This window comes from Kribbella sp. NBC_00889 (genome assembly GCF_045207705.1).
Lineage (GTDB): Bacteria > Actinomycetota > Actinomycetes > Propionibacteriales > Kribbellaceae > Kribbella.
Genome location: NZ_CP108783.1, coordinates 8132402 through 8144118, shown reverse-complemented (window position 1 = coordinate 8144118; position 11717 = coordinate 8132402). Strand labels below are relative to the sequence as shown.

12 protein-coding genes are annotated in these 11717 nt (G+C 66.0%); 1 reads left to right on the top strand and 11 read right to left on the bottom strand.

All coding sequences use genetic code 11. The features are described 5' to 3' along the window. Nucleotides 1-39 precede the first annotated feature (39 nt). The gene (locus tag OG817_RS40045; protein ID WP_406050188.1) at nucleotides 40-627 is read left to right on the top strand and encodes a TetR/AcrR family transcriptional regulator; all 588 of its coding nucleotides are present in this window, start codon (nucleotides 40-42) and stop codon (nucleotides 625-627) included. Here OG817_RS40045 and OG817_RS40040 read toward each other — a convergent pair. The 11 genes from OG817_RS40040 to OG817_RS39990 form a co-directional block, all read right to left on the bottom strand. Next, nucleotides 605-1027 (bottom strand): hypothetical protein, encoded by a 423-nt coding sequence (locus tag OG817_RS40040; protein ID WP_396392850.1) that lies wholly within the window; start codon nucleotides 1025-1027, stop codon nucleotides 605-607. The two genes, OG817_RS40045 and OG817_RS40040, sit on opposite strands and share 23 nt — an antisense overlap. A 658-nt stretch (nucleotides 1028-1685) precedes the next feature. Further along, on the bottom strand, nucleotides 1686-3680 hold the full coding sequence (locus OG817_RS40035) for an ArnT family glycosyltransferase (protein WP_406050186.1): 1995 nt from the start codon (nucleotides 3678-3680) through the stop codon (nucleotides 1686-1688). A 10-nt stretch (nucleotides 3681-3690) separates the two neighbouring features. Further along, the gene (locus OG817_RS40030) at nucleotides 3691-4923 is read right to left on the bottom strand and encodes a glycosyltransferase (RefSeq protein ID WP_406050185.1); all 1233 of its coding nucleotides are present in this window, start codon (nucleotides 4921-4923) and stop codon (nucleotides 3691-3693) included. Between the two features lie 67 nt (nucleotides 4924-4990). Beyond that, nucleotides 4991-5404 (bottom strand): hypothetical protein, encoded by a 414-nt coding sequence (locus tag OG817_RS40025; RefSeq protein WP_360456318.1) that lies wholly within the window; start codon nucleotides 5402-5404, stop codon nucleotides 4991-4993. Between the two features lies 1 nt (nucleotide 5405). Continuing rightward, nucleotides 5406-5762: a hypothetical protein gene (locus OG817_RS40020; protein ID WP_396392854.1), complete on the bottom strand. Its 357-nt coding sequence runs from the start codon at nucleotides 5760-5762 to the stop codon at nucleotides 5406-5408. 3 nt (nucleotides 5763-5765) lie between these two features. Next, nucleotides 5766-7202, bottom strand: coding sequence for an adenylosuccinate lyase (gene purB / locus OG817_RS40015; protein ID WP_406050184.1), 1437 nt, complete (start codon nucleotides 7200-7202; stop codon nucleotides 5766-5768). 14 nt (nucleotides 7203-7216) lie between these two features. Beyond that, a complete protein-coding gene (locus tag OG817_RS40010) occupies nucleotides 7217-7651 on the bottom strand; it encodes a glutaredoxin domain-containing protein (RefSeq protein WP_406050183.1) in 435 nt (144 codons plus the stop codon). A gap of 19 nt (nucleotides 7652-7670) precedes the next feature. Further along, a complete protein-coding gene (locus tag OG817_RS40005) occupies nucleotides 7671-7823 on the bottom strand; it encodes a hypothetical protein (protein ID WP_360456306.1) in 153 nt (50 codons plus the stop codon). A 28-nt stretch (nucleotides 7824-7851) separates the two neighbouring features. Further along, a complete protein-coding gene (locus tag OG817_RS40000; RefSeq protein WP_406050182.1) occupies nucleotides 7852-8499 on the bottom strand; it encodes an RNA polymerase sigma factor in 648 nt (215 codons plus the stop codon). Nucleotides 8500-8604: 105 nt separating this feature from the next. Continuing rightward, nucleotides 8605-8820, bottom strand: coding sequence for a phosphoribosylglycinamide synthetase C domain-containing protein (locus tag OG817_RS39995; RefSeq protein WP_406050181.1), 216 nt, complete (start codon nucleotides 8818-8820; stop codon nucleotides 8605-8607). Nucleotides 8821-8893: 73 nt separating this feature from the next. Beyond that, nucleotides 8894-11662: an ATP-binding protein gene (locus OG817_RS39990; RefSeq protein ID WP_406050179.1), complete on the bottom strand. Its 2769-nt coding sequence runs from the start codon at nucleotides 11660-11662 to the stop codon at nucleotides 8894-8896. Nucleotides 11663-11717: the final 55 nt, after the last annotated feature.

The following is an 11717-nucleotide window of genomic DNA, read 5'->3' as shown; positions in this document are numbered from 1 at the left end:
ACACTTGTAGAGTGTGAGACGGAATGGGAGACTGCCAGCGTGACGAAGCAGGTTCCGCTGGGTGCGGATCGCCGGGACGCCATCGCCGACGCCGCGATCCATCTCGTCGCGACCCGTGGTCTGCGCGGGCTCACCCACCGCGCGGTCGACGCGGAGGCGGGGCTGCCGCCGGGATCCACGTCGTACTACCTGCGCACGCGGAGCGCGCTGCTGACAGCCTGCGTGAACCGCATGGTCAGCCGGGATCTGGCGACACTGCCACCGGATGCCGAGCGCGGGCCGCTCGACCTTCTGATCGGATTGACGATCGGGCTGGCGCGAGACCGGCCGGACGACCTGGTCGCGCGCTACGAACTGTCACTGGAGGCGAGTCGTCAGCCTGAACTGCGGGCGGCGATCGACGAGGGCGGACGGCAATTGCGGGTGGGCCTGGCGCAGCTGCTTGACATGCTGGGCATTCCGCGGCCGGACGAAGCCGCCTGGCCGGCGGCCGCGATGATGGACGGCCTTTTGTACGACCGGGTCGCCGGAGCCGGCGCCACGCTGTCACAGGAGGACTTCGAGGCCGGCGTACGGCGGTCGATCGCCGCACTGCTGGACGGGCTCAGAGGCGATCCGTCAGCGTGATGAAGGTGAAGTAGCCGACGCCGATGACCGTCCCGACGTGGCCGAGCAGGGACAGGCCGGCGCCGGAGCCCCAGGCGTCTGTTGCCGCGTCCTCCGAATGTTTGCCGCCGCTCGGCAGCCAACGGGCCAGCAGCAACAATCCGACGATTGCCAGCAGCCACCATCCGACCAGGGCCAGGTAGGCGATCTCCTGCCGGCCGGTGACCAGGGCAACGATCCACACGAGCAACGTCAGCACGCCGACGGTGGTGTGAAGTCGCAGCAGGACAGCGGAATACCCGTGGCGGCCGGCGCCATGGCCCGTGCCGTCCACCACCGTTCCACCGAGCCGGACGCGCGTCAGTAGTACGACGACCGCCCCGAGGGCGGTCAGGAACCAGGTGACGTTCGACCATTCCACGCCCCCATCCCTACCCCACCCACGCCCAACCCGAACCGTCTGCGCGTGTCGTCACCTTCCTTCGCCGACAGTCCGCCCCATTTGGTTGCCTCTCTCACTGGGCGAAAATCACGGCGGTGCCCGACGGGCCGAGTGTCCGCTCGAGGCCCGCCGGGCTGCTCCGTCAACCATCAACTCGTCTGCGTCTGACCACCCGAGCTACCGCTCCCCGTCCCAGGCTGCGTACCGGTCCCCGGCTGAGTGCCCGTCCCCGGCTGAGTGCCGGTGCCGGGCTGAGTGCCTTGGCCCTGCTGACCCGGGAACTGTCGGCCACCACCGGGCCCGAACTGGTTCTGCTGCGTGGGGGCGCCGTCCCACGAGTGCCCAACCGCCATCCCACCAAGGAACGCGAGCACCGCAAGCAAAGACCCAGCCCCCGCCAACATCAGGTTGCCCGGCCGCCCCCCGCTCTTCCCCTCCCCCACACCCGCCGTCTGCGGCGCGGTCAGCGGGGTCAGTGGCGAAGAGGGCTGCGCCCCCCGAGCGCCCGCCGATGGCGCGGCGGGGTGTGCTGGTGGCGGGGCGGGTGGGTTGCTGGCGGCTCGGGCTGCTTGCCACTGGTTCTCGGGGTCGGCGCCCGCCGGGTAGGTGGGGTGCTGTGTCATCGTCGTGCTCCTGTTCAGGTTGTGAGGTCGTAGATGGTGGTGTTGCCGACGGTTTGGGCCTCGTAGTTCTCGGCTACCCAGGTGGCGATCTCGTTGGAGGTGCCGCCGCGGCCGCCGCTGAAGCCGCCACCACCGCTGCCGACGAAGTAGTGGATCTTGCCTTGGGCAACCAGACCCTGGAACTCCGCGAGGGACGGCGCCGGGTCCGTTCCGTTGAACCCACCGATCGCCATGATCGGCTCGCCAGCCGCGATCTGCAGTGGTGCGGCTCCGTTGGCCGTCACCGCGGCAGCCGCCCACGTGTAGCCCTTGGCCCCTTGCTGCAACAGCGTCACCAGCTCACTCGACACTCCACTGGTCCCACCGCCACCGAGGAATCCACCGGCACCACCGTTCCCGCCCCCCACGGCCCCGGCAGGCCCGTTGCCCGTCGTACCGTTGCCGGCCTGTCCGGGCGGCGTACCCATCTGACGTCCGCCGCCGAAGCCACCACCAGGCCCACCGCCCATCCCACCGGAGCCCGATGGCCCGGCGGACGGGAGGGCACCGGCATGCGCCGTGCTGATCGTCTCGACCGAGTACGCCGTTGGCCCGGCCAGCGCGCTCACCGCCAGCAGCACGGCCGCGAACATCCCGGCCCGCCGAGCCGCCGTCTTGTGCAACCCCAACTCCGGCAGCAACAACACGGCACCAGCTCCGAGTACGCCGGTCAGCAGCACCACCCACCGCAACCACGGATGCCAGGACGAGTTCTGGTTCAGCAGCGCAAAGCTCCACCCCGCGGTCAGCACGATCCCACCGACCAGCGTTGCCCGCGGCAACCACTCCGACCGTCGCCGCCAGAGCACGACCATCGCCGCACCGATCAGCGCACCGATCGCCGGCGCCAGCGCGATCATGTAGTAGCTGTGGATGATCCCCTGCATGTAGCTGAACGTCAGGCCAGTGACCACCAGCCATCCACCCCAGATCAGAGCGAACGCCCGCGTCCGATCTGTCCGCGGAGCCTTGCCCGCAGCAACCACCAGCACGATGGTCGCGAGGAGAGCGGCCGGCAGCAACCAAGCGATCTGCGAACCGAACTCACCACCGAACAACCGCTGCAGTCCGGTAGCACCACCCCAGCCCGGATTGCCGACACCTCCGCCGACAGAGCCCGTCTCGTTCCCGCTCAACCGCCCGAGCCCGTTGTAGCCGAGCGTCAACTCGAGAATGCTGTTCGTCGAGGAGCCACCGATGTACGGCCGAGCCGATGCCGGCAGCAGTTCCACGATCGCGATCCACCACCCTGCACTCACGATCAGCGAGACCAGCGCGAGCACGCTGTGGACGACCCGCTTCCCGAGCGCGGGCTTGCCGGCGACCAGATACGCCAATCCGAACGCCGGCAGGACCAGGAACGCCTGCAGCATCTTGGTCAGGAACCCGAAGCCGACCAAGGCCCCGGCCAGCATCATCCACCGCGCCGCGTGCTTCTCGGAGTCGATCGCCCGCGTCACCGCCCACGCACCCGCGCACAGCAGCAGGATCAGCAGCGCGTCCGGGTTGTTGAAGCGGAACATCAGTACGGCGACCGGCGTCATCGCGAGGATCGCACCGGCCAGCAAGCCGGCGTTCGCGGAGAACCATCGCCGGACCGACACGTACACGAACCCGACGCTCGCGACGCCCATCAGCGCCTGCGGGACCAGCATGCTCCAGGTGTTGAAGCCGAAGATCCGCCCGGACAATCCCATCGCCCACAGGGCGGCCGGGGTCTTGTCGACGGTGATGAAGCTCGACGCGTCGAGCGCCCCGAAGAACCAGGCCTTCCAGCTGGTCGACCCGGCCTGGACCGCGGCCGCGTAGTACTCGTTGGCGTAGCCGTTCTTGGACAGTCCCCACAGGTACGCGATCGCGGTCAGCGCCAGCAGGCCGCCGTACAGGATCTTGTCCCGGCCGATCGTGTACTGGGTCGCGACCGATCGTGGTCCGGTGCGGCGTGGGGACGCCTCGACGGGATCAGTCATGGTGGCCATGTCAGTTGCTCCGGGTCTGGTCGAGAACCGCGGGGGGTTCGAAGGTGGGCAGGGTGGGTGCGTCGTCGTTGAAGACCCAGGCCTGGAAGAGGCTGAACCGGACCACGGTCGCGGCCAGGTTCGCGATGGTCAGGACGGCGACCTCCAGCGCCTGATGGGGCGAAGCCACCGCGGTGTGCAGCAGCCAGAGGGACGACGCGGTCAGGCTCCAGCCGATCCCGAACGTGACGAGTCCGCGCAACTGATGTCGCCAACGGTTCTCCACGCCGGTGACCCCGAAGGTGATCCGCCGGTTCAGTGCGGTGTTGCCGACGGCCGTGATCAGCAGCGCCAGCAGGTTCGCCACCTGGGCCGGCATGCCTTGCCGCAGTACGAGATAGAGCAGCGCGTACGCCGCTGTGCTCAGCACACCGATCGCGCAGAAACGCAGTACCCGAGCGGCCAGCGCCGTCCGGGGATCGAGGATCCGCGGGCGGCCGTACGCCCAGCGGACCGGATTGAGATCGGTCCGCCCGCGACCGAGGTCACGTGTCAGCCGGGCGATCCCGCGCAGGTCCTCGCCGACGGTCTTGACGATCGCGACCCGTGAGTCGAGGTCGTCGATCCAGTCGACGGGTACTTCGTGGATCCGCAGGCCGGCCTTCTCGGCCAGGACGAGCAGCTCGGTGTCGAAGAACCAGCTGGTGTCCTGGATCAGCGGCAGCAGCTCGCGCGCGACGTCGGCGCGGATCGCCTTGAACCCGCACTGGGCGTCGGAGAAGTGCGCACTCAAGGTTGCCCGCAGCAACAGGTTGTACGAGCGCGAGATGAACTCCCGCGTCGGCCGCCGTACCACCCGGGAGCCGTTCGACAACCGGGTGCCGATGGCAACGTCACTGTGCCCGGCGAACAGCGGTGCGACCAACGGCAGCAGAGCGTTCAGGTTCGTCGACAGGTCGACGTCCATGTAGGCGAGCACCTCGGCGGTGCTCTCGGACCAGACCTGCTTCAGCGCCCGGCCGCGACCGGACTGCTCGAGCCGGACGATCCGGACTCCCGGCAGTTCGGCGGCCAGCCGCGCGCCGATCTCATAGGTGGCGTCGGTGCTTCCGCTGTCCGCGATGCAGACCTCGGCCGGGAACGGGAAGGCGGTGTCGAGGAACTCACGCAGTCGCCTGATGTTCGGGCCGAGGTCGTTTTCCTCATTCTTGGCGGGTACGACGATCTCGACCCGAGGATGACCGGATATCTGCATGTCATCGATGCTGTCCGGTCAACCTTGGCCAACCCCTGCGCGCGGCTGGCAGTTCGCTGGGAGATCGTCAGCGAGTACGCCGCAACCAGAGCAGACCGAGGACCGGCAGCACCACCGGGACGAACCCGTAGCCCTGACCGAAGTGCGACCACACGGTCGAGTCCGGGAAGTCGTCGGGGGCGGCGTAGCTGAAGGCGCCGATCGCGAGAACGCCGATCAGCTCGATCGCGATCGCAGCGGTCGCGACCCGGCGCGAGACCTTCGTTGCCTTGGCCAGCGCGAAGGTCGCGGCGCAGTAGATGATCGCGGCAACGGCCGACAAGAGGTAGGCGATCGGCGCCTCCGAGAACTGGGTCGCGATCTGTACGCCGGCCCGGGCGGTGGCCGACAGCGCGAAGACGCCGTACACCAGAATGAGGATCCGGCCAGGCCCGTGCCTGGTCGCCTCGGGATCATGCTGGGTCTCGACAGGGTCGGTCATGTCAGGCGGTCCAGATCTCGTACAGGCGCAACTCGACCACCGGGATCACCAGGCAGGCGACGGCCAGTGCGCCGGCACCCCAGCGACTGCTCTCCGCCAGCGCCCACAGCGCACCGATCGGCAGGATGATCAGCGAGCCGATCAGATAGCCGATGAAGAACGGGCTGGAGACATCACGGGACGTCCCGGCCAGCTGAACGATGCCGATGACCAGCTGGACCAGCAGACCGACCTCGATCACACCGAGGGCAGCCAGCAATGTCCAGTTGATCCGCTTGTTCAGCGCGGCCAGCACGATGGCGTAGACCATCGCGGCCAGCGAAAGGCCTACCAGCACCCAGGTCAGCGGTTCGAACACGAGCTAGAGGATGTCACCTGGCGTGTAGGTGGCGGCGTCCGGGTAGCGCTTGGCGAGGTCGTCGATCTGTGCGACCACGGCGTTGACCTGCGCGACCGCCGCGCCGGTGAAGGACAGCGGCTCGCCGACGATGCCGACGATCTGGTCCTCGGTCAGGCCGAGGCGGCCGTCCTGGCCGAGCCGGCGGAACAGGTCGTTATCCGCCAGGCCCTTGCGCAGGTCGAGCGCGGTGGCGACCGCGTGCTCCTTGATCACCTCGTGCGCGGTCTCCCGGCCGACGCCGTTCTTCACCGCGGCCATCAGCACCTTGGTCGTGGTCAGGAACGGCAGGTACCGCTCCAGCTCCCGGCTGACCACGGCCGGGTACACCCCGAACTCGTCCAGCACGGTCAGGAACGTCTCGAACAACCCGTCCAGCGCGAAGAACGCGTCCGGCAGGGCGACCCGGCGTACCACCGAGCAGAAGACGTCGCCCTCGTTCCACTGGTTGCCGGCCAGCTCGCCGGCCATCGCGGCGTACCCGCGCAGGATCACCGCCAGACCGTTCACGCGCTCACAGGACCGGGTGTTCATCTTGTGCGGCATCGCCGACGAACCGACCTGGCCCTCCTTGAAGCCCTCGGTGACCAGCTCGTTCCCAGCCATCAGCCGGATCGTGGTCGCCAGGCTCGACGGCGCGGCGGCGAGCTGCACCAGCGCCGAGACGACCTCGTAGTCGAGGGACCGCGGGTAGATCTGGCCGACGCTGGTCAGCGTCCGGCTGAACCCGAGGTGCTGGGCGATGTCGCTCTCCAGCTTGTCCAGCTTCGCCGGGTCGCCGCCGAACAGGTCCAGCATGTCCTGCGACGTACCGACCGGGCCCTTGATGCCGCGTAGCGGGTACCGCTCGATCAGCTCCTCGATCCGGGCGATCGCGACCAGCAGCTCGTCGGCGGCCGATGCGAACCGCTTGCCCAGCGTGGTCGCCTGCGCAGCCACGTTGTGAGAGCGGCCGGTCAGCACCAGCGCAGCGTGGTCGGCCGCCTTCTGACCCAGCCGTACGGCGGTCGCCACCGCGCGGTCCCGGACGAGTTCGAGACCGGCCCGGATCTGCAGCTGCTCGACGTTCTCGGTCAGGTCCCGGCTCGTCATGCCCTTGTGGATGTGCTCGTGCCCGGCGAGGGCACTGAACTCCTCGATCCGCGCCTTGACGTCGTGCCGGGTGACCCGCTCGCGGGCCGCGATCGACTCCAGGTCGACCTGCTCCAGCACCCGCTCGTAGTCCTCGATCACGCCGTCCGGCACCGCGACCCCGAGCTCCTTCTGAGCCTTCAGCACCGCCAGCCACAGCCGCCGCTCGAGCACGATCTTGTACTCCGGCGACCACAGCTGGGCCATCGACACACTGGCGTAGCGCGACGCGAGAACATTGGGAATCCGGGGCTTGCTGGGCTTCGACACCCGTCTATTGTCCGCTACTCGCCCACCGGTCCGGTACGCAGCCGATCCCGCACCCACCGCGGCCCGGGATTCACCCGGCTGACGCCGTCCACCACCACGGTCGGTACGGTCTCGTTACCGTTCGCCACCGCCCGCACCGCGGCAGCGGCCTCGGGATCCGCCCAGATGTTGACCCACGACGCTCGACCGGCCACACCGATCAGCGCCAACCGCAGCCGCAGGCAGTACTGGCACCCGGGTCGCCAGTAGACGACGAGTTTGCCTCGAGCGGCCGCCTCGGCGGTGCTCACGGATCGCGGGAACACCAGCGGCGAGAACAGGAACGCGAGAACGACGAAGGTCGCCAGCTGTACGACGGCGGACCCACCGGACCCACGGAACGCAGACCACGCTGCGAGCGCGACTCCGATCAGCAGGGCGAACAGGGCGACCTTCCAGCTGCGCAACACCCCGCCATCCTCGCAGGCGTCAGGGAAGCCAGTTCCAGGTGCTGGCGCGGAGACAGGTCTTGGGGTCCGGCATGCCGGCCGCGGGATGCTCGGTGGAGAGGTTCAGCTCGCGGTCGGTGATCTTGAAGCCCGGCGGGTACGGCTTCAGGAACTTCTCGCCGGTGGCGTCCACAACGCAACGAGCGTCCCTGGCCTGGCGCTCACCCCTGGTCTTCGGACCGGTATAGATGAGCGCGCCGCTCGCGTCGTACGCGCGGACCATGTACTCCATCGGAGTGCTGTCGGCGCCCCTCCCGGCGAAAGGCACGTCCGGCACGGACGCGTAGAAGAACCCGTGCTGGAGGTCCGCTTCGTACGGATGTCCACCGAGCGGAGACACAGAGCTCGACGATCTCGCGCTCGTGCCGGCGCAGGTGTTTCAGCGACTCGCGGGCCGCGCGGATCCGCCGGTCGTCGTCGAGCCGGCCGGCCACGTCGTCGGCGTGGTCGTCGATCTCGGTGGGCAGTTGTTCCGCCGCGGCCAGAGCACGCCGATAGCGCAGCTTGGAGCGCCGGTCGTTGCGCATCGTGTAGTCGGCGGTGCGGAGCAGCCAGGGCAGCGCGGAGTCGCGGTCGAGCACCAACTCGTGCCGTCGCCGCCACGCCTGCAGGAAGACCGCCGAGGCGAGGTCCGCGGCATCACTCCAGGACGCCGTCCGGCGGTGCAAGAAGTTGTAGACCGCCCGAGCATGCCGGTCGTACAGCTGTGCGAACGCCTCCGCGTCACCGTCCGCGGTCCGATCCCACAGCCGCCGCTCCGATCCCGCGGGCACCACCACTCCGTCCCAGACTGCCTGCAGCCCGCTCATCCGAACGGTCCGTTCGTTCCGCAGCGCATGCCGCTCCCTCCGACTCACGACCCTTGCACTGTGTTTGTGTCGGCCGGAGCGAGGAGGTTCCCGGGGAACGTCGGATCAGACGGTGATCTCGCCTCGAGCGGCTTTGAGAGCGATGTCGGTGCGGTGCTGGGAGCCTTTGATCCGGATCTGGCCGACGGCGGCGTACGCACGCCGGCGGGCCTCGTCCAGGTCCTCGCCGGCCGCACTGACCGCGAGCACGCGGCCACCCGAGGTGACCAGGTCGTCACCGTCGAGCGCCGTACCCGCGTGGAAGAAGTGGACGCCGTCCACCTCGGGCCGAACACTTGCCCACCCTACGTACGACGCAAACTCTTGACGAGATGCTGGATCGCTGCGATCCCCTTCAGACGCCAACCGCAGCCTTTATGGCTGCAGCAGCTACAGCGGTTCCGATCGTCGTAGCGGCACCCAATGCCCACCTGCCGGCACGCCGCAGATGGCCGGCCGTTGCCTCCATATCCTTAGAGTCCGCGGTCACGGCAGCAGCTTCAATTTCGGCAGCCACCGTCCTCTCCGCGGCGGTCGATGCCTGCCCCACAAGATGATTATGTAGAAGCGTCAGTTCCTCGACCAACTGCCTGGCCTGATCTGGTCCACTGGGTTGCCACGCGGACCCGATTGACACCGCGTGGGATGTCGCGCCTGGCCCAACCGCACCTGTCGGACCGTTAATGTTATAGGTGTCTCCCACGGAATTTCCCTTCCAAAGTGGCGCAGACGTCGACGAAACATTGTTGTATATGACGATCCCGTCTGTGCGGCCATCAGTTCTACGAGCAGAATCATCCCGCGTGGAACTCTCCTGCCCGGGCGAATCGGTCGATCTCGACAACAGCCGAACGCGATCAATAATTTGCGGTCTGATCACAGAATCCGCCGCCTCCAATCGCGTCAGGTCCACCGACAATCCGGTCAAACGGGCCGGAAGGCGCGGAAAGTAGAAGGCAGGGTATGTCTCGACAACGGACGGAATCTCGTCCCAGATCCTCAACCACAGATTCGGATCGGCACGTTCTTCCTCTGTCAGGCTTCTCCTAAGACAACGACCAAATGCACTCGCCGCGACCGCTTCCTTGTTTTCAGCAAGGGCAAGCACGCCACCGAGCCACTCGCTCGCTGGATTGGACACCATTAACCTGCCATAATACACCGAGGCTGCGCCCGCAATATCACCGCACACCAAGCGAGAAAAGGCTCGAGAGGAGGTGACAGCCTGATACCTTCCCGCCTCGATAGATCCGTATTGCGCCGCCGCTTCAAACTGATCGATACACTGGAGCTCCAGCAGTCGACAAAGAGTCTTCATGTGTTCAGTACGGTCACATTGGGGAATGAGCGACTCAAGTCTTCGAATAGTATCGACGTCACGCCGAGCAAGCGCGGGGAACAGTCCCCCCTCTAAGACTCGATGAAAATGCCCTCCATCAGGATCAACCGACCCCAGGCCTTCCACAACCAACTCAACCGCCGCGGGATAATCACCATCTCGCAGCATGAGCGCGCAGCCTAATTGATACAGGGTGAACTCGTGCCCGGGCGCACCTCTCGATAAGCATGAGCGGATCACGCCGATCCCTTGCTTAAGGTGTCCAGCCTGACCGAGGAGCTTTGCCTCCGCGATTCCTATTACCGCACTGCTGGCGCTCGACAGCTGCTTGTAAGCTTCTGCTGCGCTGGTGCGGACTGCATCAATGCCTTCAACCTTCGCCAGTAGTCGTAGGTGCAGAATCCAGACCGCTGGGTCCGCGGATTCTGACACAGCCACGCGAGTCTGCCGAAGTGCCACTATATCGTCGCCGGTCCGTCCCCGAGACATGAGAAGCCGTGCAAGGTAATGTCGCAATTTCGGGCTGCCGCGTCGCGAGTCGCTCAAGATCGAGGCAAGAAGCATGATCAGCTCCTCTATCTTGCCTTCGCTTTCCGGCACCTTGTTTGAGGTCGAGTATGTTGCAACGATCCGCTGATGCATCCGGCCAGCAATACGCGAGAACTCTTCACTGCGATCACTCTTCAGCAAGTGATACCGCGCCTCCACAAACTCACTCGCGTGAGCGACAGGATCATCGATCTTCTTGGCCACGAAATGGCGACTGTAATGATCGGCCGCTGAATTGTGTGCGCGTAGGAGTTGCCGAGGCTCAGCGTCGAGTTGCTTCAATGCCAACTGCCGTCCCACCGGATTCAGCGAATACCAATTCCGATGCAATTCAAGGAGGAACCGTGCCGTTAATACTTGCTTTGATTCAAGGTGCTCACCAGCGACAACATTAGCTCGCGCGATGGCATCCTTTACAAACGGTTTGCGGTAAACAGAGAGTTGGCGCAGCAGAATTAGTGAGGCGCTATTGAGACGCGATAGAGTCCGACTTAAGAACAGCTCCTCCAGGCGCTTCACCAGGGAGGGAGCAATAACATCATCCCTCAATTCCCATGCCTTCTGATCCAGCGCGATAAGGTCCTCGAGAGCGTCCTCTGCCAGACACCCAACCAAGACCTGCAGCGCCCTAGGATTCCGGCCGAGCCATCGCACTACATCAGAGCGCTGCGCTCTTGGTACGGCGTCACTCCGGCCGGCAGCAGTAAGCAGGTCGGCGAGGAGATCGGTGCACTCATCCTCCGATGGAGGATGCAGGGTTCGGACGGCAATATCCTCACGCCAATGCCCCTCCGGCAACGCCTCGTTCGTCACAAAAAGCAACCGACCGGGCCATGCCGGATGGTTGCCAATGCGTCTGATTATCTCAAGCAGCCCGCCACCCGGTAGGCGCGTTGTCGGATCGAGAATCTCGTGCAGATCGTCGACGACGATAAGACATTTCTTGCGCATGGCGTCATCAAGACCAAGCCGCAAATCAAGCTCCGGCTGTTCTGCCATGACGTCCAGACCAGTACTTTGAAGGTCGCTAGCAATCTCAAGTAGCAGGTCTTCGACCCCAAGACAGTCTTCTGTCACCTTAACGAAGGCAGTGGGCCCGTCAAACTTGCGCACCATCTCCCGGGCGACCCAACTCTTTCCGATGCCCGAGAAGCCCTGAAGTACACAGATAGGCGGGCCGACCTCCGGCCACTCCTGAAGCCATCGAAGTTGCCGATCCCGATCATTGTGATCCATTTCCCCCCACAACAGTCCCCAGCACAGCCTACGTCGTCAAATGCCTCTAGCAAGG

Coding starts and splice junctions, on each gene's coding strand:
- OG817_RS40000 (WP_406050182.1), bottom strand. CDS start 8,499: ATGAGCGGGCTGCAGGCAGTCTGGGACGGAGTGGTGGTGCCCGCGGGA.
- OG817_RS40025 (WP_360456318.1), bottom strand. CDS start 5,404: ATGACCGACCCTGTCGAGACCCAGCATGATCCCGAGGCGACCAGGCAC.
- OG817_RS40030 (WP_406050185.1), bottom strand. CDS start 4,923: ATGCAGATATCCGGTCATCCTCGGGTCGAGATCGTCGTACCCGCCAAG.
- OG817_RS40035 (WP_406050186.1), bottom strand. CDS start 3,680: ATGACTGATCCCGTCGAGGCGTCCCCACGCCGCACCGGACCACGATCG.
- OG817_RS39990 (WP_406050179.1), bottom strand. CDS start 11,662: ATGGATCACAATGATCGGGATCGGCAACTTCGATGGCTTCAGGAGTGG.